The sequence below is a fragment of the Streptomyces sp. UW30 genome (assembly GCF_008042075.1).
Classification (GTDB): Bacteria; Actinomycetota; Actinomycetes; order Streptomycetales; family Streptomycetaceae; genus Streptomyces.
This window is the reverse complement of the sequence record NZ_RDBN01000049.1, coordinates 24760-47420: the sequence shown is the minus strand read 5'-3', so window position 1 is coordinate 47420 and position 22661 is coordinate 24760. Positions and strand designations below refer to the sequence as shown.

Here is a 22661-nt window from a genome sequence, read left to right as displayed (position 1 = left end):
TCCATGCGATCCGACGCGAGCCAGGTCTATCGCCGGTACTTGAGTGCCGTGATGCTGCACGGCCACGCGAGTGCCAGAGCGTGCGGACTTGGCGCCACCGACCTCTACGCGCTGAACATCCTCCAGCTGTCAGGGGCGATGACTCCTGGCGAACTGGCCGAGCGCACCGGCCTGACGACGGGGCCGACCACTCGCCTGATCGACAGACTGGAGCAGGCGGGCTACGTCCGCCGCGTCCCCGATGCCGGAGACCGGCGCAAGATCATCGTCGAACCGGTCGGAAAGCCCCTCGAACTCGATCGGGTCATGACCCCCGCGCGGCAGAAAATCGGCGAGATCCTCGGCGGCTGCACGCCGGAGCAACTCGACGCCCTCTTCGACTACTTCACCCGCGCCGCCCAGGCTTACCAGGAAGCCGCCGAGCAACTGCGCGACGACACCGCCGGCCACTGAAGCCCGGCGCCCCCGGACCCACCCGGACCCACCCGGACAACGCACAAACCCCGGGTCGTTGACTGGCGGGCCCGTTGTCAGTGCCCGCGGCTATGGTCGCAAGCGCGCGGTCGGCTTCCGGGGGTTCCAGCTCTGAAGGGAATGGTTGCATCCCCGGCCTGTCTGGGGGCGGCCCGGAGATACGTCCGGGACCCAACCGACGGCCGGGCTTCGTCGATGGCCAGCGGATGACCTGCCAGCGCCGACCGCGCACCACTTCTCTCGCGGGCCGACCGGGGCCAGGGTCGGGGCGCATCCTCCTCGGAGGGCTGCGTAGAGTACCCGCGGTCATCGATGGGAGAAGACGGTGGACGCGGTCGAGTTCCCTCTCAGCGCTCGGGTGCGTGGGGCCCGGCGATGGCTCGTGGCCGCGAGCGCGGCGGGTGCCGTACTCGTGGCAGCCGCCGTGGCATCCGTGGTCGCCGACGCCGCCGGCTGGGCGTCGGTGCCGCGCGCGATTCAGGCGGGTTTGGTGCTGGTGACGCTGCTCGTGCTGCCCGTCGCCTGGGTGGGAGTGCACGCCGTGTGGGCGCTGCGCGGGCGGGCCGAGCTGTTCATCGCCGCCAAAGAGCACCCGCGGCGGCGTCCCACCGACCGACAGTTGGTCGACCACCTGCGCAACGAGCACCCGCTCACGCCACTGTGGTGGATGGTTGCCGTCCTCAGCAGCCTCGGCACGCTCTGCCTCGGGGTCGCGCTTCCGTTCGCCCTGGCGGACGGCGCCGTACTGGCCGGTGTACTCCTCGGGACCGGGCTCGCCGTGTCCCTGGCCGCCCTGACCTTGGCCGTGCCAGGTATCCGCCGCGCCGCCAGCCAGGGTTCCGAGGACCGAAGGCGGCGTACCGAGCTGTGGCACCTGCCCACCGCCGTCGAACGCCGGCTCACGATCCCCCTCCTGGGTGCCGGCGACGGGGCACACCCCGGAGCCTGAACACACGGCCACCGCTGCCCCGCGACGAATACGCAGTTTGCCGCCGGGGGGCGGAGGTGCGTCAGTAACCGGTGCCGCGCTTGACCTGGGCCCGCTCGGTCCCATGGGTCGCACCCTTGTCGTCCAACGTGCGACACGCGTCGGCAATGTCCTGGCTCAGGCGATCGATCTGCTCGCGGCTCAGGGTCTCCTTGACCAGGGCGCGCATGATCTTCACCCGCTCCGCGTTGGGCGGGAGCGTGTACGCCGGCACCATCCAGCCGCGCTCGGCCGAGAGTTGCCAGGCGACGTCGGACTCGTCGTAGGGGTGCTTGCCGGCGAGACGGAAAGCGACCAGCGGCAACTGCTCGAGGTCGCTTCCGATCACTTCGAAGCGGCCGCTGCTCCGCAGGTTGTCCGCCAACGCGTGGGCGTTCTCCTGCATCATCTTCATGACGTAGGTGTAGCCCTGGCGACCGAGCCGGACGAAGTTGTAGTACTGCGCGAGCACCATCGAAGCGCCGGTGGAGAAGTTCAGCGTGAACGTCGAGTCGGTCTTGCCCAAGTAGTTCTCCTGGAACACGAGGTCCTGGGGCAGGTCGGACTCTTCGCGGAAGACCAGCCAGCCGATGCCGGGGTAGACCAGGCCGTACTTGTGTCCCGAGACATTGATCGAACGGACCTGCTCGAGCCGGAAGTCCCATTTCGAGTCCGGGTAGAGGAAGGGCCACACGAATGCGCCGCTGGCTCCGTCCACGTGGATCGGGATGTCGAGGTCCCGCTCCTTGCGGACGTCCCGCAGGAGCTTGTCGATCCCGACGACGTCGTCCTTGTGGCCGGTGAACGTGGTGCCGAGGACGGCGACGACGCCGATCGTGTTCTCGTCGAGGTGGGGCTCCACGTCCTCCGGGCCGATCGTGTACTTGCCCTCGGCAAGCGGCACGATCCGCGGCTCGACGTCGAAGTAGCGGCAGAACTTCTCCCACACGACGTGGACGTCCCCGCCGAAGATCAAGTTCGGTCGGTCGACCGACAGCTTGGCCGCCTGGCGGCGCTGCCGCCACTTCCACTTCAGCGACAGCGCCCCGAGCATGATCGCCTCGGACGAGCCCTGGGTCCGGCATCCGGTCGTCTTGCCCGGCGCGTTGAAAAGGTCGGCGAGCATGCGTACGCAACGCTGCTCGATCTCGGCGGAAATCGGGTACTCCGCATGGTCGATGAAATTACGGTGGAGATTCTCGGCGATGATCCGTTGCGCCTCCGGCTCCATCCAAGTGGTGACAAACGTGGCGAGATTACGCTGCGGGTCACCCTCCATGGCGAGGTCCACATCCAGCAGCCTCATTGCGTCCGTCGCAGCCATGCCTTCCTCGGGGAAGGCCTCCGAGGGAGCGGGCATGGTCAAGAATCGGTTACCGAAAAGGGCTACATCGTCACGTTTAGTCATATGACGATTCAAACAGCGCCGGTGCCCGCCTCGGCGAGGGACACGCCGAGGCGACATAGCGAGGCTCTGAACCTCCCGGAGTTCGTCGGCTTGTCCTGGAGCGATGGCCGACGGGACGGCCACTCAAGTCGCGGCCTGGTATGGGGTTTCGCGGCAGTCGGTCAGGAGCCGAGAATTCTGCGCTTCTGCTCCTCGAACTCCGCTTCGGTGAGTATCCCTTGGGCCTTGAGTTCACCGAGCTCTTTCAACTGGGCGATCGTGTTGTCCGAGGTGTTGGCCGCCGGGGCCGACGGCGGTGCCGCCGGGGCTGGTGCGGGCTGCTCGGTGGGGGCCTGCTGGGCCCAGCGGCCCTGCTGGCGCCGTGACACTCGGTTGGAGACGGCGGTTGCCGTTCCGGCGACGACGGCGGTGCGCGCGACCCCGCGGATCAGACCTGGCATGTTTCTTCTCCCTGCAGTTTCCGGGTTCCGGTTCCGGTTCCGGCTCCGGGTTCCGGCTCTGTTTCCGGTTCCGGCTCTGGTCTCTCGTTCTGGTTCTGGTTCTGGTCTCTCGTTCTCGTTCTGGTTCTGGTTCTGGTTCAACGGTGGGCTCAGTGGCCCCGGTTCAGGAGGAAGAGCGCTCAGGAGGCAGAGCCCGGTTCGGCCGCGTCCAGCGCGGCCAGGACCGCTTCGACCGGGATGCGTCCGCTCGCCACCAGCTGCGCTCCACCGCGCCGGAGCGCCCCGGCAAGCGGCGCTGCCCACAGGTTCTCGTAGACCAGAATCCCCGCGGAGTCACCGGGCTGGAGAATCGCGGCCGCCTCCTCCATGTCGTCCCGGCCGAGCAGGCCGGAGGAAGCCCCCTCGAAGACGGCCAGGTCGGCCTTCGCTTCCCCGGTCAGGTCGGCGATCTCCACGGCGACGACGGAGTTGTCCAGCTCCTTCTTCACGAACGCCAGGTCCAAGATCCGGATAATGCCCCGGTCGACCAGATCGACCAGCAGGGGAAGGCCTTCGCCCGTCATGTGGCTGCCCGGGAACTCGACCACCAAGTAGTCGATCGGGCCTATCTCGTTCACAGCGTCGCCCATGTCCATCCCTCACTCACTGTCCGGTTCGAGGAAGTCCGTTTCGGTGCCGAGGCCCTCACTGTCGGGCCATGTGCATACGCATCTCGCTGTCCGCATCGGTGATGAGCTCGCCCGACAGGTCGATGGTCACCGTGTGGATCGTGCCGGTGAACCGGAAGGGCGACCGGTACTCGGACGTGACCGGCTGGCCGGGGTTGGCGCCGCAGGTCATCCCGCCGGGGTTGAACATGACCGGGGTGGTCAGCGGGAACTCGGACGCCCCGACCGGGCGGCGGTCGACGTACAGCTCGGCACGCCCCGGTGCGCCCTTGCCTGCGGCGAGGTCGGGCTTGCCCGTCGGCTGGAACTCGAAGCGCAGCTCGTGCCGGCCCGCGGGGAGGGGGTCGGTCGAAGACACCGTGTAGAGGGCGCGAGAGACGTAGTTGTGGACGTACGTCAGCTTGCCCTCCTTGATGTAGAGGCTCCAGCCGCCGGCCATCGAACCCTGGCACATCAGCACTCCCTCGGCGCCGTCGGCGGGGAGCTCCACGTCGGCGGTGATGCTGTGCGGACGGTTGAGCACCCGGGGGGCGACGGAGGGCGGCAGCGACTGGGTGCCGGGCCGGAAGGTGTAGCTGATCCGCTCCTTGCCGATCTGCGGACGTTCCGTGGACATCCGCGCCAGGGCGCTGCCGTCGATCGGCAGCACGCCGTACTTGCCGGCCTCCACGTACCACAGGGAGATCAGCTCGATGGTCTTGGCGCGGTGGTCGGCGGCGACATCGCGGGTCTCCGCGAAGTCCTCGTCGATGTGGTACAGCTCCCAGGCGTGGGCATCCAGTTCGGAAAGCTTCTCGGAGCTGATGGGGGTGCCGAACGGCTGGCGCGCCTCGGTGTAGGAGGGGCCGGGCCAGGGACATACGGCCCGCCAGCCGTCGTGGTCGATGGCACGGTGCCCGAGCATCTCGAAGTACTGGGTGCGGTGGCGCGTCGGCGCGGCCGGGTCGTCGAAGGTGTGGGCGAAGCTGACGCCGTGCATGGGGGACTGGGTGACGCCCTTGATGGTGTCGGGCGGCTCGATCCCGAGGATGTCGAGCACGGTGGGGACCATGTCCACGAGGTGGGCGTACTGGGTGCGCACCTCACCGCGCGCCTTGATGCCGCGCGGCCAGTGGACGAGGAACGGGTCGCTTGCGCCGCCGCGGTAGGTCTCCCGCTTCCAGCGCCGGAACGGCGTGTTGCCCGCCCACGTCCAGCCCCAGGGGTAGTGGTTGAACGTGGTGGGGCCGCCGAGCTCGTCGATCGCCTTCAGGCTCTCCTCGATCGGTTCGGGAGCGTTGTTGAAGAACTGCGCCTCGTTGGTCGTCCCGGTGACTCCGCCCTCGGCGCTCGCCCCGTTGTCGGAGACGACCATGATGAGCGTGTTGTCCAGTTCCCCGATCTCCTGGAGGAAGTCCAGCAACCGACCGATCTCGTGATCGGTGTGGGACAGGAACCCGGCGAAGACCTCCATCATGCGCGCGGCGAGCCGACGGGCGTCCGGGGACAGCGAGTCCCACTCCGGGACGTCCGGATCGTGGCGTGAGAGAACGGCGTCGGCGGGTACGACACCGAGCCGCTTCTGGTTGGCGAACGTCACCTCGCGGTAGGCGTCCCAGCCCTCGTCGAACTGCCCCCGGTAGCCGTCGGCCCACTCGCGCGGCACGTGGTGCGGCGCGTGGGTGGCGCCGGGGCAGAAATGGAGGAAGAACGGCTTGTCGGGGGCGACCTGCTTGGCGTCGGAGATGAAGAGCATCGCCTTGTCCGCCAGGTCCGGGGTGAGGTGGTAGCCCTGTTCCGGCGAGGCGGGGGGCTCGACCTGGTGGTTGTCGTACACGAGCTCCGGATACCACTGGTTCGTGTCGCCGCCGAGGAAGCCGTAGAACCGCTCGAAGCCGCGGCCGAGCGGCCAGCGGGTGTAGGGGCCGGTGGGGGACTCCTGTGCCGAGGGCATCAGGTGCCACTTGCCGAGCATGTACGTGTTGTATCCGTGCTCCAGCAGCATCTCGGACAGGAACCCGTTCTCGAACGGGATGTTGCCGTTGTAGCCGGGATAGCCGGTGGCCATCTCGGTGATCGCCGCCATGGCGTTGGCATGGTGATTGCGGCCGGTGATGATGCACGAGCGCGAGGGCGAGCACAGTGCCGTGGTGTGCATGTTGTTGTACAGCAGTCCGCCCGCGGCCAGCCCGTCGAGGCGGGGCGTCCGCATCGGACCGCCGTAGCAGCCCAGTTGTCCGTAACCCGTGTCGTCGAGCACGATCGTCAGCACGTTGGGCGAGCCCGGCACCGCCCCCGGCGACTCGGGCCACGCCGGGCTGGACAGGTCCGTGGTCCGCCCGATCACCCCCGGGAAGGCGCTCCCCGGCCTGTACTCGGTCACTGGCATCGTGCCCGTCCTCTCGTCCCGCCGAGCCGCTGGACGTTTCGGCGGATGGACCCGCGTGCGGCGCTTCTCACCACGTGACGTGTCCGGGTGTACGGCTGCGGCGGTTGGGGTCGTGCGCGACGCCGGCCGCGGGCCGGGCCCGCCCTGGCGGGACCGTCGCTTGGGCATGTTCCGGCGAACGCGAGACCCGGCCGGATGCGGGCCGCTCGGCAAGATCGCGGACCGCCGGGCGGTCGGAATTCCACCGGAACCATACGCACGGCGTGCGCCTGTTCCCGCCTGTTCGGTCCTGCGGCCGAGAGCAGTCCGGTTGCCGGCCCACTGCGCGGGCGTGGGCACTACGATATTTATGCTAGATCCGCGACAGGAAAGCTGCCACCGGGCCTCACGAAACCCGTCGGGGAATCAGCAAATCTCCGATTCCGTCCGCACGGCGCCTGTGCAACAGCCGTGCGCGGTGCCTCCTGGCCAAACACGACGGAAATGGTCGGGCACCGGGATACGGACTATGTATCGATGGCTTTTCCGCCGACGCCGACGCCGCCGACAAAGCGGCCGCGCTGATTCCGAATATGCTGGAACTCACCAGGTTCGCCGATTCCAGCTCTGCCCGACCAGGCATCGGCGATCCTGGTATTCGCCAAATACCGGGAATGCGATCTCGGTCCGTACATTCCATCAGCCAAGAGGCATGGGGTGGTTGACCAGCGCCAGGACCCTGGCTATTTCGACGGTGTCGTCATTCGTGGGTGGCACGAGCCCCCTCACCGGCCGCTCAGCAGGTCGAGGGTCTCGCTGAGGAAGTCCTCCACCGGCATGGAGGACGCGTCGTCCTCCTCGCCCGCCGCGCGGTGCTCTCACGCCCGGCACGGTCCTGATCTCCGGCACCATCCCCATGGCCCCCGGCGTCGACCAGTTCGCGGCAGTTCGCGGTGCGCGGTGCGTCGACAGGCCGATGCCCCGGCTTCCGCAATGGACTTGCGGAGGCCGGGGCATCGGTGGGTGGGGACGCGGTGGTGGGTACCCCGACGAGGACCTAACCGTGCCCCGGACAAATGGGACTGTGAGGGCGGCAGGGCCTGATCAACACTTTCGACCGACTGGTGCTTCACGCCGCGCACGACCGTCGGCCTGACCGTAGTCCGGTCAGAACCGCAGCACCTCGCGGTCGAGCGGATACCGTGCACGGTGAAAACCCGCGTACGGCGAGGGCGTGATCGGCAGCACGCCGGTCGGCTGCAGGCCCAGGTTGTCGTCCCAGAGCCGGGGTTCGACCTGTCCGAGGACGCGGAACTGCCGGAAGGTGTACGGCGGGCTGTCGGTCGGGAAGAACTCGGCTGTGGTCGTCACCTGGAAGTGCAGGTGCGGCGTGGCGGAGTTGCCGCTGTTGCCGATCAGTCCGAGGACCTGGCCGGATGCGACCCGGTCGCCCTCCCGGACTTTGAGCGAGCCGGGTTTCAGGTGGGCGTAGAGCAGATAGCGGCCCGGCGCGACTTGCAGGGTGACGTGGTTGCCGACAGTGTCCTCGATCGGCGGGGTGGGCGGCGTGAGTGGCGGCGGGTTGTCCGCGATTCCGTCCTGCACATCCACCACTCTGCCGCCGGCCGAGGCCAAGACCGGCTCACGGTAGCTCAGGTAGCTGGTGAGCTGTGTGGGGTCGCCTTGCCAGGTCTGCCCTTGCCTGCCGACCCGGTACCAGTCGATCGCGAAGCGCTGCGGTACGTCGAAGCGACCGTTGATCGGGCCGAGGCCGCGCCGGTGGTGGGTGTTGCCGCAGCACGACTCACTGGAGTACCAGGTGCCGGGGCGGACCGGCGGGCTCAGGTTCAACGGCGCGGTGCGGGCGGTCGGGGTGGCCTGCACCGTCTCCTCGAAAGCGGAGGAGCCGGAGGGGGTCAGGACGGCACCCGAGAGATGGTGTTCGAGGACCTCGGGCGCCCGCTGACCGCGGTCGAGGGTCAGGTCGAGCCAGATGATCCACTGCTGGGAGCCCTGGATGACGGTCGGCGTCGGCGCCGGGGGCGCCGGGGTGTAACCGTCCGCACCCGGCAGGGGGTCGCCCACCGGATTGGCGGCCTCGGCCAGCGCCTGCCCGCTCAGCGAGCCGATGACCCGGTGCGTGCGGGCGTCTCGGACGTCGACACGGTCGAGCCGCAACGGCGTGCTGCTGGGCAAGGAGCTCGTGGTGAGCAGTTCGTACGAGAGGTGCGTCTTGCCGTCCGTGGCGACGAACGGCGTCGGGTGGGTCATTACTGCCGCTGTCAACGGCGTGAACTGTGCGCCGGGCACCGGAGTGGCCGCGCCGGTTCCGTGCCCGGGTCCCGCTGAGGCCACCAGCATGCCGGCCGCGAGCACGGCAGCGGCGAGCCCGCGAAGTAGCGGGCTGCGGCCTGTGCGGTTGCGAGGGTCGCGCTTTGCCATTGCGCTCTTCCATTCGTCGGATCCGGGGCCGTGAAAGACGCCGGCACGCCCCGCGCCGAGGCGCAGGCCCATGTAATCCGGCGGCGCGCCGCTCCGGGCGGAGGGCGCCGGAGTCAGGTGCCGAACTGCACCCGTCCAGCCGCATCGACCACCGAGTCCTTGCCTCACGGCAGCTTCGGGGCGCTGCACGTACGGACGACGAGGTCTGAGAACGCCTCCGTGGCCCCGGCCCTCGCCGCGCAGGAGGACGCACCCCCAACGCCGACCTCGTCGAGGCCGTACGTCTGTCCCCCCTCGTCCTGCCTGCGCCGCACCAAGGCGCTGGAGGAGGACGGGGTCCTGGCCGGCTACCGGGCCGATCCGGGCCGCAAGCGCCTCGGCCTCGGGCTGACCGTGTTCCTCTCCCTCAAGGTCGAGTACTCCCGCACCAACTCCCAGGTGGTCGAAGAGGCACTGAAGGGGATCGACCACGTGGTCACCTGCCACGTGGTCTCCGGCGATGCCGACTTCATCGTCGAGCTCGCTGTACCCGACCTGCGCACCTTCGAGAAGGTGCTCGTTGAAGCGCCTGGCTCGCCTTCTCTGCCCCCCGGGCTGGTCGACGCGCGGGGCGAGTGAGCGGAGCCGGTGCGACTGCACACGAGTGTCATCTGCGGAGCGGCTGAGACCGGAAGGCTTCGCGCGGACAGCACATCACGAGCCCACGCCTCGGCCTCGGTGAGCTCGCGGACGCTGTGGTCAAGGGCTTGTCACTCCCTAGGCCGCGACCTGTCAGCGGCGGTCAGTACAGGGCCTTGTAGCCCTGCCACCCAATGGCGATCCCGCTGCGAGGACCGAAGGAGCCCTTGCCGTCGCCGTTGTTGCGCCACAGCTTGCCGGAGGTGTCGCGGGAGACGAGGTCCGCCCTCCCGTCCCCGGTGACGTCGCCGACGCCCACCACGACGTTGTAGGAGGCACCCCAGTTGTCGGCCACCTTGACCCGCGCCCTGAACCCGCCGGTCGCCGTGCCCACATACCGCCACAGCCTGTTCGACGTGTCCTGCGCCAGCAGGTCTCCGTACCCGTCACCGTTGAGGTCGCCGACGCCGATGATCTTCTTGTAACCGGACCACTTGGAGAAGATCTTCACTCGTGCCGAGAGCTTTCCGCTGCTTGTGGCCTTGTACAGGTAGATGTCACCGGTGGACGCCTGGCGGGCGATCAGGTCCGCCCGGCCATCACCGGTGATGTCGCCCGGTGAGGTCAGCACGTTGTACTGGTTCCAGCCCGAAGTGCCCAGTGTGGTGTACGGCGTGGATGTCGTCAGGGCTTTGCCGCACCCCGGGCGGTACGCCCGCAGTGCACCGCTGCTGAACCGCACGAGCACGTCATTGCAGCGGTCACCGTTCAGGTCTCCGAACGGCACCACCGTGATCGAGGCCGGCCATCCCGAAGCCGAGGTCTTCGTCGAGAACTTCCCGGCGCCGTCGCCGCGATGGAAGGAGAGTGCGCCCTGGGTGGTGAGCGTGAGCAGGTCACCGATGCCGTCGGACCCGACATGGTCGCGTCTCACCGCGGCACCACCGGTCAGCTTCAGCGTGCCGGACGCCGTCGCCGACGCACCGAGCTTGTCGGCCGGGGCCGCCGTCAGCGTCCAGCTGTACGTGCCGTTCGGCACATACGCGCCCGTCGACGTCCTGCCGTTCCAGGACGTACGGACCTCGTCGTGCGCGGCGCCACCGGACAGGGTGCGCACGGTGGCCCCGGTCGCCTTGTTCCTGAGCACCAGCGTCCAGGACGCGGCCGGTTTCGACAGCCACCACGTGCCGTCCCACGAGGACGACGAGTCCACCAGGCCGACCGAAGATTCCGTCCTCGCTCCCAGGACCGCGATGTCCGTGGCGGGGACGCCACTGCGTAGGACGTGGACGTCCTGGGAGGCCGGGTCCACGTAGGCGACCAGGCCGGTGTACGGATCGACGTCCCACCTTCCGGCCTTGGCCGCCAGGGTCCGGCTCACCGCGGAGCCGCTCGTGACGTCCGTGAGGGTCAGCGCTCCGGATGCGGAGTCACGGGTGACCAGGAAGCCGTCGCCCAGGCGCGGCTCTCCGCCCGTGGGCACGGTGATGAGCGTCTTCCTACGGGTGTCGTACACGAAGGCCTTCCACACGCTGCCCTGGGCAGAGTCGCACGAGCCGGACCAGAACACCCAGCGTCCCACCGCCTGGAAGCCGCCCACCGCGCAGCCGCTGCCGACCACCCGGAACGACGTGATCGTGTTGCCCGAACGCACCTCCGTGGCCGTGACGATGCCGTCCCTGGCCGCCGTCCACAGTGCCTCCCCCCACAGCACGGAGGGGACCGCACCGGCCGCGCCCGTACGGGTGAGCACGACCTTCCGTGTATCCAGATCCGCCACCGCCAGGCCCTCTCCCGCGGGCGTGGGCCCATACCAGGCCGCATACCGGCCCGCGACGTCCACGAGGCCATGGTCGTCCTGGAGGCCGGAGGTCACCACGGTGCCGGGAAGAGGCTGCCCCCGGTCCAGGACGGACACCTCCCCGGCCGTGTTCTTCATGACCGCCCGGCCGTCGCCCGTTCCCATCAGGTCGGGACAGCTCCCGTGGTCCCCGGCCATGACCCCGCACCTCGGGGTGGCCCCCCGGTCCGTGCGCGTGCCCACCGTCAGAGCGTCCGCCGTGGTCAGCGAGCGGCTGTACAGGTGTGTCGCCCCGTCGCCGGACTCGTAGGTCATCAGCTCACCGCCGCTCAGATCGAGCGACTCGATCCCGCTGGGCACGGGCGGAAGGTCCACGATCCGGCGGACCAGGGGCAGACCGTCGGCCCCCGCCTGGACCTTGGCGATGCCGTAGTCCAGCGAGGACTCTCCGCCGGCGAGGATCAGGCCGCCGTCGGGGGTCGTGACGGCAGCGGGATCGGACCGCTTGAACAGGGGCAGCTCCGCGGAGCCGTCGAAGGGCAGCGCTGACACACTCCAGACGGAGGAGTCGCTGCGCCGAGCGACCACGAGCGCGTCACCGACGACGCCGAGGATCTTGTTGTCAGAGGTGCGGGGGAACGCAACCTCGTGAGTGGGCGCTTCGTAGGCACCCTGGGCGTACACCCGCACCCGGGACGTGCCGTACCAGCTGACCAGGTAGTCGGATCCCACCACGGTGTCCGTGCCCGCCACCAGCGGTGGCAAGATCGTGGCGGCACCGGTCTCCGCGTCCACCCAGGCGTACTGGAGGCCCGGGTCCGGGCCGTAGTAGTTGACGAGGATGCCGGAGGCCGAACCCCTGGGATAGAAGGGGAAGACCACCCCGTCCGGGAGTCCGGTGACAGGCTTCTGCACCGTGCTGCCGTTCTCGTTGCGCAGCAGGAAGAGCCGAGTCCGTTCCCCACCTGTCGATGTGCTGGTCAGGACAGTACGTCCGTACGTCTGCAGATAGCTCTGGCCCGCCGGGATGGCCACGGTCTCCGTCGTACCGGTTCCCATGTCCCGCAGCAGGACTTGCGCACCGCTGCTCTGGGACGGGCGAAGGGCGACGACGTCCGAACCGGTGCCGTACACACCCGCGGTGCGCGGTTCGAGTCGCTCGCCGCCTTCCACGGGCTTGCGGCTGCCGTCGTAGCTGGTCCACCAGAGGCCGTGCCCCTCGGCGGTGGAGCGGTACTCCAGGAAACCGGCAGCCCCCGCGCTCTGCAGATACGCCGTGCGCGGAGTCGTGCGCATGGTGGCGGGAACGATGATCTCCGTTGCCGTCTCCGCGTGCGCGGGAGCCACCAGCGGCACGGCGGACACAGAGAGCGCCAACCCGATGAGCGTGACAAGGGAGCCACGCATGAAGGCATGACGAGTCACTTGCTTCCCCTCCCCGACGGAGGGCCCCATCCCCCCGAACAAGCGGGCGGATCCTAACACTTGTTCAAGGCGAATGACCTTGCCGAGCCGGTTGGCCGGCCCGTGTACGGACGGCGCGGCGCCCACGCGTACAAGCCGCGGAAGGTCCCCGCACTCAGAGTCGGCGATCGCCGCGTGTTCGCACCCCCAGCTCAAGCCAGGCTTCCGAGACTGGAGGCGTTGCGCGTACGGCTGCCGTCCGGAACCCGTGCCCTCAGAATCGAACTCGCGCTCTCAGCTTGGGAAGCGACGGCGCTTGAGTCGACATTATGGCTCTGACCTGGGCAGACGCCTTATGTGTGAGGTGGTCGTGCGGGTCGGATCGCACCGCTGTTGACCGTGGTTGCCCGACCCTACGGGCACGCTGTGGGCACGGCTTCGAATAGCGGCGGGCAGGAGACATGTGCGAGCGGGCTCTGGGTCTGACTCAGCCGGTTCGGAGATGCAGCCCGGAGGGCATTTCGCGAGTGCACAGGATGCCCGGCGAAGGGCATTCCAGTCAGGCTTGATCGTCCCGCTTCGGCGGAGCAACTGATGCCTGACCTGGCACACTTGCCGGGCTTCGGGCCCGTACCAGTGAAGTGCCTGGCCGGTTACGGCGGCGATGCACTGGAAGCCCCGGTGCGGTGGAGAAGCGTCAGTGCCTGCACCTCAGCCGTGGCGGTAATCACGAGATCGACGGCTCGGGCGCTGCGGTGCTGTCGTGCCAGCTCGGTGATGGGGTTGATGGCGATGAGCCCGGCTGCTGCCGCCTGGTCGCATCCGAACTGCTCGGAGTCGCCGCACAGCAGGAGGGCGAGCTGTCCCAGGCTGTGCGCGTCCGGCACTAAAGCGTGCAGCTCCTGGACAAGACGCCCACGGATCAGCTTCGACCTGACCGCGTTCCGTGCGACATCGGGGCCTCTCAGAGCATCGCTTCACAGTCGTAACCAACTGCCCGCCGAAGCCGCAACTCCGCACCACTCCGATAACATGTTCGAACTCGCGATGGTTGCCCCTATCGCATTTCATCTATCCAGTCATTCGAATAAATCGGCCAAAGATTGATATCTAGAGCATCGCAGGCGTTTTCGCGGATAAGTGGCATAACTTCGCTGGTCGCATGGCGTCATTGGCGCGCGACGCTGTGGGGCGCGGCGGGCGTGGTGGCTCTTGGATTCCTCATCACGCTGGAGATCGCCGCACGCCGCTACGGTCAACCGGGGCCGATTGCCAACCAGGTGAAAGCCCTGATCTTTGCCCCGAAACCGGGACCGCTGTACGGCGGTATGGCGTTGATGATGACGGTGCTCCCTTGGCGGCAGCGGTTCATCGCGGCTGGTGCCGCAATCGGTATCGACCTCGCCTTCCTGCTGGCGCGGTGGGCATGCGACGCCAAGATGAACGACGGCCATTCCTTCGGCACCGGTGCGTTGTGGGTGATGTTGGGCTATGCGGTCATCGCTGTCACGCGCCGCACCGGCCGAGAACGCGTCGTGCTGCTGAAGGGCGTCGGGCTGGGCCTGTTGCTCGTGGCCGGCCGCAAGACCGGCGATACCTGGCTACTCATCACGTCGAAGACTCGCCCGGCGGTGCTCGACCAGTACGTGGCAACCGCCGATCATGCGCTGGGCAACCCGTCATGGCTGGTCGGCCGGATTGTCAAGGCCACCAGCCCGATCAGTACCCACCTTCTCCACTTGGTCTACGGTCAGCTCGCGGCGGCCGCGGTTGTCGTCGCGCTCTACCAGCTGCGTAACGTGGCGGTCGAGCGCCGCTTCCCGAGCCATCATCTGGTGCGCACCTTCCTGGTGATCGGCCTGCTCGGGCCGGGCGTCTACATGCTCTTCCCGGTGGTCGGACCGGTCTTCGCCTACGGCCCGGGCGCCTCCGGCACCGGCGGAGTGCACTGGGCGATGGCCAACCTGTGGCCGGACATGCCGCCGCCGATCAACACCCCACACCCGATCCCGTACGACGAGATCACCCCTCGCAACTGCATGCCCAGCCTGCATACGGCGTGGGCTGTCGCGATCTTCGTTCATTCCCGCGGCGCCCCCCGGGTTCTGCGGTTCGCGGGCACGTTCTGGCTGATTGCCACGCTCGCTGCGACGCTGGGATTCGGCTACCACTACGGCGTGGATCTCGTCGCCGGCGTGGTGTTCGCGCTCACCATCGAGGCAGCGCTGCGCTCGCTCGACCGTGGCTGGGACCGGCCAGGAATCCAGCTGGTCATCTACGGCGCCACGGTCTTTGCCGCGCTCCTGGTGTCGTACCGCTGGCTGCCGATGGAGATGGCAAGAAATCCGGGGATATTCGGGCCACTTCTCATTCTGGCAATGACCTCAGTGGTCTATGGATACGCACGGACCGCCAAACTACGGGAACCGACGGTCACACCGGCGCGGCAGCCCGAACTGCAACTTGAATCACTTTGAGCCACGCTGCACTACTGAGGTTGAAAGCGTGATGTGGTCGAACTCCGGGAGGGGCTCGCCCTCTACGCCGGGAGGAAAGACAACTGCCCCACCCTCGGSTCTTCGGCCTGGGGGTTTCGCATGGAGTGGGTGACGAGAATCGAACTCGGCCTCTCAGCTTGGGAAGCGACGGCGATGTTGTTTCGGTGGCCCGCCTGAGCCTTGTACATGTCCATGAAGCGCACCAACGTCTACGCCGACCCCGAGGACCTGGCCATCATCAAGGAGGCCGCCAAGCGCCGAGGTATAGGCGAGGCCGAGATCATCCGCCAGGGCATCCACCTCGCTGCCATGGCGAACCGGGTCTGGGAAGAGCCGATGTTCTCACGCACCTTCGAGGGACCGGTGATCATTGTCGTCGCCGATACGCCTGGCCTTCTGGCAGCCCTGGACTCGTCTCATTCGGAACACGGGGCGGCGAACGAGGCAATCATGGCGGCCGGCCTGCTGGTCATGTCCCCGCTCCTGCTGGCCGAACTGGATCACATGGCGACACGTGAGCTCGGCAGGGAATCCGCCCTCAGTGCGGTCGACGACCTGCGGCGCTGGATGAGCCGGGGTCGTGTCGTCATACCGGAGATCACGGAGGACCACCTGGGCGCCGCCCAGTCTGTCCGTGTCCGCTACCGCGCGCTGGACCTCGACCTCGCCGACGCGGTGAACGTGGCGCTTGCCTCCGACTACGACACGGACGCGATTCTCACCCTCGACCGACGGCACTTCCGGGCCGTACGCCCGTTGGGCCGATACAAGTCGTTCCGGGTACTCCCCGATGACCTCCTGATCTGACGCAGGGGCCTTCGGCGGTCAAGTGCTCGCTCCCGCAAGGGGCCTGAACACCGCCAGCCTGAATCGAGACTCAATTGATCGAAGGTTGGTCGATTGTGTAGAGGTGGCCTAGAGGGCGACCGATCGTCACAGCCACCGGATCCTCCGCGCCGCCCTGGTCACGACCGCCGCATAGCCGACGCCGACCGCGAGGGACGCGAACAGGGCGGTGAGCGGGAAGTCCTCCTGGAGGTAGGGGTAGACCTGGTAGTGCGTCAGGTAGATGTACAGGGAACCGCTCGCCAGGATGCCCGCCAGCGCGCTGACCGGTCCGATGCTGGGCAGGGTCGGCACCCAGATCAGCAGCCCCAGCCCGGCGATGACGAGGGCCGTGCGCAGGGGCTGGTCCTGGAACAGGCCGGGCAGGGTGAGCAGCAGCACGGCCGTGAGCAGGACCCGTTGCCGCACGGTGCCGGCCCGCGCGGCGGCCCACCCCAGCGTGAACAGCCAGAAGACCACTGAGGGGCTCAGCTGGGGGCGGGCGGATGCCAGGCCCAGCAGGTCGTAGCGGCCGACCAGGCCGACGGCCATGAGCGCCAGCGGCACCCCGAACACATACCGCCGCTCCAGCCGGTCCAGCAGCGGTACGGCCATGAGGGCGGCGAGGAAGACGAGGTAGTAGATCAGGGCCTCCACGAACCAGTAGGCCCAGTCGAAGCGGTCGTTCCCCTGGGAGAGCAGGCTGTTGAGCAGCACGGCGTTGGCCGGGTCGTAGAAGTCGGTCAGGACCACCGCGCCGGTGATCCACACCATGCTCGGTATCGCGATGCGGGCGATGCTGCGCCCCATGTGCCGTACGCGCTCGCGGCGTGCGGCGTCGGTCAGCTGGAAGCGGGCGAAGTTGTAGCCGGCGACGCCGATGAGGATGTGGGCGAAGCCCTTGATGCTGAAGACCTGGACGTGTGAGCCGACGATGAGGACGATCCCGACCGCGCGCAGGGCGATGCCGGTCTCCAGGGTGCGGCGGGTCCGCCAGGCCTGTGGGGTCGACCAGGAGCGCAGCGCTCTGCGGACTCCCGGTGCCGGCCGGGCCCGCCGCGGTTGCGGCCCGACCTGTTCGTGAGGTCCTTTCGCCACGGGTGCTGCCATCGTGCGCAGTTCGCGGATCGTCCTCGTGTGCCAGTCGGTGGGCAGGTGACCCAGCGCCTCCTCCAGGCGCAGGGACATCTCGACGTAGCAGAGGGAGTCGCCGCCCAGGCCGGAGAAGCTGCTGTCCTGGGTGACGTCGGTGCGGTCGAGGATCGCCGTGTAGAGAAGGAGGAGATCCTCACCGGTGCCGGGCGCCGCCTCCTGGTCCGGGCGCGTCAGGTGCCGTACGGCCTCGTAGTCGGGCTTTCCCGAGGCCAGGCGGGGGAGTTCGGCGAGCACGCGGACCCGTATCGCACGGGCCGGGAGCCCGCACGCCTTCGCGACCAGTCGCCGGATCCGCGCATCGTCACCGGCGCCTTCGCGTGCGGCCACCGCCAGCGCCTCGCCGTCCCCCGCGCAGTACGCGGTGACCCCATGAGCAGCCAGCAGGCTCTCCACCTGCTGTGGGTCTATCCGCAGCCCGAGGATCTTCGCGAAGCGGCTGCGGCGGCCCACGATCTCGTACAGCCCGTCGGACGCGCGCCGGGCGAGGTCGCCGGTGTGCAGTTCCTCCACCGTCCGGCCCAGGGCGAGGTCGGCCGGGTTCTCTGCGTAACCGAGCATCACGTTCGGGCCCGAGTAGAGCAGTTCGCCCACGTCCGGGCCATGGCCGTCGACCGGTTGCAGCCGGAAGGAACCGCCGGGTATCGGCACACCGATGGCTTCGGGGCGTTCGGCTGCGAGATGCGGAGGGAGATAGGCCATGCGGGCCGTGGCCTCGGTCTGGCCGTACATCACGAAGAACTGCCAGCCGGAGCGGCGCCCCGACTCGGCGTAGCGCGCCACGCGTTCCGGTGCCAGCCTGCCCCCGGCCTGGGTGACGCGGCGCAGGTGCGGCAGCTCCATCCGCGCGAAGCCGATCCGGTCGAGCAGGTCGAACGTGTACGGCACCCCGGCGAGCGAGGTGCCGCGAGTGGCACGGAACTCCTCCCAGAAGGCGGCCTCGGACACCGACCGTTCGGTGAGGATCAGGCCGGCGCCGCGCAGCAGGTGGCTGTGGATGACGGAGAGGCCGTAGCAGTAGTGCATGGGCAGCGTGGTGGCCGCGCGGTCGGTGTCGTCGATGCCGAGATACATGGCGATGGACTCGGCGTTCGCCTGAAGGTTCTTGTGGGACAGCCGCACCAGCTTGGGCGAGCCGGTCGAGCCGGAGGTGCTCAGCAGCAGGGCGAGGTCCGGGTGGAGGGTGTGGGCGCTGGAGGGGTGACGTTCGTCGAGGCTCCAGGTCCCGTCGGTGTGCGGGCGGGCCACGACGTCGGGGGCGTACGCCTCGGTCAGCGAGCGGATCGTGCTCTCGCTGTCGCCGGGGACGAGCAGGACGGGGTGGCCTGCGGAGAGGGCGGCCAGGTGCGTGACCAGCGCGTCGGTGCGGTTGGCGCCGGCCAGCAGCACCAGCCGCCGTACCGGCCCGAGGCGCTCGGCGGTGGCGGTCACTCGTTCGGCCAGTTCGCGATACGACAGATCCCCGTCCGGCGTGATGAGCGCGACGCGGTCCCCGTAGGCCGCGAGTGCACGCGTGAAGGGCACGGTTTTCGGCCATGGTGCTGGATGCGACTTCGGGACGGTGGGTGCCGGGAGGGATCCGGAGAGGTGGATCACGGGGGCGCGCCCTTTCCGCGGCAACGTCCGCTGCTAGCACAGAACCCTTGACGGTTAGGTGAGCTTTACCTTATTCATGGCATGGCCATAATCAAGCCACAGGGAAGTCACAGATCGCTTCGCCCCAGGCGAGCCCCGTAGGAAGGCACACACCATGCGACGCCCCTCGGTTCGCCGGATCACTGCGCTGGTCGCGGCCGGCCTGTTGCTCCCCGCCCTCGCGGCGTGCGGCTCCGACGACAAGGACAGCGGCGGCAAGGGCGGCGACTCCTCCCTCGTCATCTACTCCGGCCGCAACGAGAAGCTGGTCAAGCCCCTGCTGGACAAGCTGGAGAAGGCCGTCGGCAGCAAGGTCGAGGTGCGCTACGGCGACAGTGCGGAACTGGCCGCGCAGATCCTGGAGGAGGGCGACCGCACCAAGGCCGGGCTGTTCTTCTCGCAGGACGCGGGCGCGCTGGGAGCGCTGTCCAGGGAGGGCATGCTGCAGAAGCTTCCCGCGGCCACGCTCGACAAGGTCGACGAGGCGTACCGCGGCTCCGACGGCGACTGGGTCGGCCTGTCGGGGCGCGTCCGCGTCATCGCCTACAACCCGGACGAGGTCGCCGAGGACAAGGTTCCGGACAGCGTCTTCGACGTCGTCAAGCCGGAGTGGAAGGGCAAGGTCGGCTTCGCGCCCACCAACGCCTCCTTCCAGGCCTTCGTCACCGGCATGCGCGTGCTCAAGGGCGACGACGTCACCCGCAAGTGGCTCGAGGACCTGAAGGCGAACGGCGCCAAGACCTACGCCCACAACCTCGCCACCCTGGACGCCGTCGAGGCCGGCGAGGTCTCCCTCGGCCTGGTCAACCACTACTACTGGTACGAGCGCGTCGCCGAGAAGGGCGAGGACAGGGTCGACTCCAGGCTGCACTTCCTGCCTGGCGAGGACCCCGGCGCGCTGATCAACGTCGCCGGCGCCGGCATCCTCAAGGACAGCGGGCAGAGCGCGACCGCCCAGAAGGCCGTGGACTACCTGCTGTCGAAGGAGGCACAGACCTACTTCGCGGACACGACGAAGGAGTACCCGCTGGCCGCGGGCGTCACCAGCACCGTCGAGGACCTGCCGCCGTTCGACTCCCTGCAGTCCCCCGACATCGACCTCGCCAAGCTGGAGTCCCTCCAGGAGACACTGGCCATGCTCCAGGACGTCGGGCTGGTCTGACCCGTCGTGCCCACATCGCCATCCAGCTCGCGCCCGACCGGAGCCCCGGCCCCGGCCGGGCGCGAGCACGTGCGTGAGGCAAGCGGGGGCCGTACGTCTCGCTGGTTCCGTACGCCGGTCAGGGCATTGCGTACGCCGGTCAGGGCATTTGGTACGTCGCTCAAGGCCCGCAGGCCCGATCGCCGGCCGCCCCTGATCCTGCTGGTCCCCGCCTGTGTCGCCGCCCTGTTCGCCCTGTTGCCCCTGGGCTACCTCGCCGTCCGCGCCCTGGAACGCGGCCCGGCGTTCGCCTGGGACGTCGTCGCCGACGAGCGCACGCTCGACCTCCTCGGCCGCAGCCTCGGCCTGACCGCCGTGGTCGTGGCGGCGTCCCTGGTACTGGGAGTCTCCCTGGCCTGGCTGACCGTGCGCACCGCACTGCCCGGGGCCCGCGCCTGGTCGGTGCTGGCCACGCTGCCGCTGGCGGTGCCGAGTTACGTGGCCGCGTTCGCCTGGCTGTCGGCCGAGCCGGGACTGGCCGGCTTCGGCGGTGCCGCCCTCACCCTGACGTTGGTCAGCTTCCCGTATGTCCATCTGCCGGTCGCCGCCGCGCTACGGGGCATCGACCCGGCGCAGGAGGAGGCCGCGCGCTCCCTCGGCCACGGCCCGCTGCGGACGTTCGTCCGGGTCACGCTCCCGCAGCTGCGACCGGCGGCCGCGGGCGGGGCACTGCTCGTCGCGCTGTACGTGCTCTCCGACTTCGGCGCGGTCTCCCTGATGCGCTACGACACCTTCACCCGGGCCATCCACACCTCCTACCGCGCCTCCTTCGACCGCACCCCCGCCGCCGCCCTCAGCGTCGTCCTGGTCGTCATGACCGTCGCCCTGGTCGCAGCCGAGGCGCGTACACGGGGCCGCGCCGGGCACGCCAGGACCGGAACAGGCGCCGCTCGTCCGGCGGTTCCGGTGGCTCTCGGCCGGTGGCGGCCACTCGCCCTGCTGTGGTGCGGGGCGGTCACGGCCGTCGCCGTGGCCTTCCCGCTGGGCACCCTCGGGTACTGGCTGGCCGTCGGCAGCTCGGCCACCCGGGACCTGGGCGGACTCGCGGAGACGGCTTGGGGCACGTTCGGGGTCGCGGCAGCGGGCGCGGGTCTCACGACACTCCTCGCCCTGCCGGTCGGGGTGATCGCGGCCCGGCACCGGGGCCGCGGCGCCCGGCTGCTGGAGCAGGCGGCGTACGCGGGCCACGCGCTGCCCGGCATCACGGTCGCCCTCGCGCTGGTGTTCTTCGCCGTGCGCTACGCCTACCCCCTCTACCAGCAACTCCCGCTGCTGGTCTGCGCGTACGCGGTCCTCTTCCTGCCGGTCGCGGTGGCCGCCACCCGCGCGGCCGTGCTCCAGGCACCGCCCGTCCTGGAGGACATGGCCCGCTCGCTCGGACGACGGCCGTGGCAGGTACTGCGCGAAGTGACCGTCCCGCTGGCCGCACCCGGGGTAGCCGCAGGGGCCGCGCTCACCTTCGTGGTCTGCATGAAGGAACTCCCCGCGACCTTGCTGCTGCGCCCCACCGGCATGGACACCCTCGCCACCCGGCTGTGGACCGAGACCGGCGCCGGCTCTTTCGCGGCGGCCGCCCCCTACGCCGCCGCGCTGATCCTGCTGGCCGCCGTCCCCTCGTACCTCCTAGGCAGGCACCGGACATGAACGAACTGCACGTCGCAGGACTCACCAAGTCCTACGGAGCCGGAGAACCGGTCCTGCGAGGCCTGGAACTCACCGTCCCGGCAGGCGCGTTGGCCGCCGTGCTCGGCCCCTCCGGCTGCGGCAAGACCACGATGCTGCGGATCGTCGCAGGGTTCCTGCGCGCCGACGCGGGCACGGTCCGGCTCGGCGACCGCCTGCTCGCCGGCCCCGGCGTCCACCTCCCGCCGGAGCGCCGCCGCATCGGCATCGTGCCCCAGGAGGGCGCCCTCTTCCCGCACCTGAGCGTGGCCCGCAACGTCGCCTTCGGACTGAGGGGCACCGACCGGGCCGAACGCCGTCGCCGTACCGAGGAGTTGCTGGACCTGGTAGGCCTCGCCGGATACGGCGACCGCATGCCGCACGAACTCTCCGGCGGCCAGCAACAGCGCGTCGCCCTGGCCCGGGCACTCGCCCCGCGCCCTCAACTCGTGCTCCTGGACGAGCCGTTCAACGCCCTCGACAGCGCGCTGCGGACGGGAGTGCGCTCCGACGTACGGGCCGCGCTGCGGGCAACGGGCGCCACGGCGATCCTCGTCACCCACGACCAGCAGGAGGCCCTGTCCACGGCCGACCTCGTCGCCGTCGTACGGGACGGCCGGGTCGCCCAGTGCGCCACCCCACAGGACCTCTATCGCCGCCCCGCCGACCCCTGGATCGCGGACTTCGTCGGCGACGCCGTCATGCTCCCCGGCACCGTCGACAGCGACGGCACCGCCCGGACCGCCCTGGGCCCCGTACCCCTCGCCACCCCGCCGGGCGACTTGCGCGCCGGCACGGTTCTACTCCGCCCGGAGCAGCTCCGGCTGACGGACGTGGACTCCGAGGACGCGGTCAGGGGCACGGTCACCGACGTCCGCTACTACGGCCACGACGCCATGGTCACCGTGACCGTCGAGGGCCACGACACCCCGGTCGGCATCCGCGTCGCGGGTCTGCTCGCGGTCCGCCTCGGGGAGAAGGCGGGCATCCGTGTCGTGGGGGAGGCGGGCTTCCACCCGTAGGAGCGGTTCGCCATGCCCGTATCGGTCTGGACAATGAACAAACCCCAGGCCGTTGACCTGGGGTTTCTCTCTGGAGCGGGTGACGAGAATCGAACTC

Annotated in this window: 15 protein-coding genes and 3 pseudogenes; 10 read left to right on the top strand and 8 right to left on the bottom strand. The window is 69.2% G+C overall.

Going from position 1 to position 22661, the window contains the following annotated elements; all coding sequences use genetic code 11:
* Nucleotides 1-3: 3 nt before the first annotated feature.
* Both EAO75_RS33340 and EAO75_RS33335 read left to right on the top strand, forming a co-directional pair.
* Nucleotides 4-453 carry a MarR family winged helix-turn-helix transcriptional regulator gene (locus tag EAO75_RS33340; RefSeq protein ID WP_147998899.1) on the top strand — a complete coding sequence of 150 codons (450 nt, stop codon included), beginning with the start codon at nucleotides 4-6 and terminating at the stop codon, nucleotides 451-453.
* 433 nt (nucleotides 454-886) lie between these two features.
* Nucleotides 887-1423: a hypothetical protein gene (locus EAO75_RS33335; protein WP_187284682.1), complete on the top strand. Its 537-nt coding sequence runs from the start codon at nucleotides 887-889 to the stop codon at nucleotides 1421-1423.
* A gap of 61 nt (nucleotides 1424-1484) precedes the next feature.
* On the opposite strand, the gene EAO75_RS33330 is transcribed toward EAO75_RS33335, so the two are convergent.
* From EAO75_RS33330 to EAO75_RS33310, 4 genes are all read right to left on the bottom strand, one after another.
* Nucleotides 1485-2861, bottom strand: coding sequence for a glutamate decarboxylase (locus EAO75_RS33330; RefSeq protein ID WP_261989526.1), 1377 nt, complete (start codon nucleotides 2859-2861; stop codon nucleotides 1485-1487).
* 149 nt (nucleotides 2862-3010) lie between these two features.
* Complete coding sequence (locus EAO75_RS33325; RefSeq protein WP_147998897.1) at nucleotides 3011-3289, bottom strand: SHOCT domain-containing protein; 279 nt, start codon at nucleotides 3287-3289, stop codon at nucleotides 3011-3013.
* Between the two features lie 179 nt (nucleotides 3290-3468).
* Complete coding sequence (locus EAO75_RS33315; protein ID WP_187284681.1) at nucleotides 3469-3918, bottom strand: DUF6325 family protein; 450 nt, start codon at nucleotides 3916-3918, stop codon at nucleotides 3469-3471.
* Between the two features lie 55 nt (nucleotides 3919-3973).
* Nucleotides 3974-6325 (bottom strand): arylsulfatase, encoded by a 2352-nt coding sequence (locus EAO75_RS33310; protein WP_147998896.1) that lies wholly within the window; start codon nucleotides 6323-6325, stop codon nucleotides 3974-3976.
* A gap of 847 nt (nucleotides 6326-7172) precedes the next feature.
* On the opposite strand from EAO75_RS33310, the pseudogene EAO75_RS48335 reads away from it, so the two are divergent.
* A pseudogene (locus tag EAO75_RS48335) lies at nucleotides 7173-7247 on the top strand (DUF2848 domain-containing protein); the annotation flags it as partial.
* 224 nt (nucleotides 7248-7471) lie between these two features.
* Here EAO75_RS48335 and EAO75_RS33300 read toward each other — a convergent pair.
* Nucleotides 7472-8575 (bottom strand): M23 family metallopeptidase, encoded by a 1104-nt coding sequence (locus EAO75_RS33300; protein WP_261989525.1) that lies wholly within the window; start codon nucleotides 8573-8575, stop codon nucleotides 7472-7474.
* 330 nt (nucleotides 8576-8905) lie between these two features.
* Here EAO75_RS33300 and EAO75_RS33295 point away from each other — a divergent pair, with 330 nt between their 5' ends.
* Nucleotides 8906-9364 (top strand): Lrp/AsnC family transcriptional regulator, encoded by a 459-nt coding sequence (locus EAO75_RS33295; protein ID WP_261989524.1) that lies wholly within the window; start codon nucleotides 8906-8908, stop codon nucleotides 9362-9364.
* Nucleotides 9365-9527: 163 nt separating this feature from the next.
* Here EAO75_RS33295 and EAO75_RS33290 read toward each other — a convergent pair whose 3' ends face one another.
* Together EAO75_RS33290 and EAO75_RS33285 are read right to left on the bottom strand one after the other, a co-directional pair.
* Entirely contained in the window at nucleotides 9528-12572 is a 3045-nt protein-coding gene (locus EAO75_RS33290; protein WP_187284680.1) for an FG-GAP-like repeat-containing protein, read from the bottom strand.
* A 615-nt stretch (nucleotides 12573-13187) separates the two neighbouring features.
* Nucleotides 13188-13456: pseudogene (locus EAO75_RS33285) on the bottom strand (VapC toxin family PIN domain ribonuclease); the annotation flags it as partial.
* Nucleotides 13457-13771: 315 nt separating this feature from the next.
* On the opposite strand from EAO75_RS33285, the gene EAO75_RS33280 reads away from it, so the two are divergent.
* The 3 genes and pseudogenes from EAO75_RS33280 (at nucleotide 13772) to EAO75_RS33270 (ending at nucleotide 15874) form a co-directional block, all read left to right on the top strand.
* Complete coding sequence (locus tag EAO75_RS33280; protein ID WP_261989523.1) at nucleotides 13772-15046, top strand: phosphatase PAP2 family protein; 1275 nt, start codon at nucleotides 13772-13774, stop codon at nucleotides 15044-15046.
* Between the two features lie 207 nt (nucleotides 15047-15253).
* Nucleotides 15254-15430, top strand: a pseudogene (locus EAO75_RS33275) (CopG family transcriptional regulator); the annotation flags it as partial.
* Nucleotides 15431-15874 (top strand): PIN domain-containing protein, encoded by a 444-nt coding sequence (locus EAO75_RS33270; protein WP_147998975.1) that lies wholly within the window; start codon nucleotides 15431-15433, stop codon nucleotides 15872-15874.
* A 126-nt stretch (nucleotides 15875-16000) separates the two neighbouring features.
* Here the strand turns inward: EAO75_RS33270 and EAO75_RS33265 are convergent, their stop codons facing one another.
* A complete protein-coding gene (locus EAO75_RS33265) occupies nucleotides 16001-18568 on the bottom strand; it encodes an AMP-binding protein (RefSeq protein ID WP_147998892.1) in 2568 nt (855 codons plus the stop codon).
* Between the two features lie 226 nt (nucleotides 18569-18794).
* Between EAO75_RS33265 and EAO75_RS33260 the strand changes: the two genes are divergently transcribed.
* From EAO75_RS33260 to EAO75_RS33250, 3 genes are all read left to right on the top strand, one after another.
* A complete protein-coding gene (locus tag EAO75_RS33260) occupies nucleotides 18795-19841 on the top strand; it encodes an iron ABC transporter substrate-binding protein (RefSeq protein ID WP_147998891.1) in 1047 nt (348 codons plus the stop codon).
* 126 nt (nucleotides 19842-19967) lie between these two features.
* A complete protein-coding gene (locus EAO75_RS33255; RefSeq protein ID WP_147998974.1) occupies nucleotides 19968-21524 on the top strand; it encodes an ABC transporter permease in 1557 nt (518 codons plus the stop codon).
* The gene (locus tag EAO75_RS33250) at nucleotides 21521-22564 is read left to right on the top strand and encodes an ABC transporter ATP-binding protein (protein ID WP_147998890.1); all 1044 of its coding nucleotides are present in this window, start codon (nucleotides 21521-21523) and stop codon (nucleotides 22562-22564) included. Before EAO75_RS33255 ends, EAO75_RS33250 begins: the two co-directional genes overlap by 4 nt.
* Nucleotides 22565-22661 lie beyond the last annotated feature (97 nt).

Bases quoted from the DNA above. Each gene is read 5' to 3' on its own strand.
- EAO75_RS33340 (WP_147998899.1), top strand. From the start codon at position 4: ATGCGATCCGACGCGAGCCAGGTCTATCGCCGGTACTTGAGTGCCGTG.
- EAO75_RS33325 (WP_147998897.1), bottom strand. From the start codon at position 3,289: ATGCCAGGTCTGATCCGCGGGGTCGCGCGCACCGCCGTCGTCGCCGGA.
- EAO75_RS33315 (WP_187284681.1), bottom strand. From the start codon at position 3,918: ATGGGCGACGCTGTGAACGAGATAGGCCCGATCGACTACTTGGTGGTC.
- EAO75_RS33310 (WP_147998896.1), bottom strand. From the start codon at position 6,325: ATGCCAGTGACCGAGTACAGGCCGGGGAGCGCCTTCCCGGGGGTGATC.
- EAO75_RS33300 (WP_261989525.1), bottom strand. From the start codon at position 8,575: ATGACCCACCCGACGCCGTTCGTCGCCACGGACGGCAAGACGCACCTC.
- EAO75_RS33290 (WP_187284680.1), bottom strand. From the start codon at position 12,572: ATGCGTGGCTCCCTTGTCACGCTCATCGGGTTGGCGCTCTCTGTGTCC.
- EAO75_RS33260 (WP_147998891.1), top strand. From the start codon at position 18,795: ATGCGACGCCCCTCGGTTCGCCGGATCACTGCGCTGGTCGCGGCCGGC.
- EAO75_RS33250 (WP_147998890.1), top strand. From the start codon at position 21,521: ATGAACGAACTGCACGTCGCAGGACTCACCAAGTCCTACGGAGCCGGA.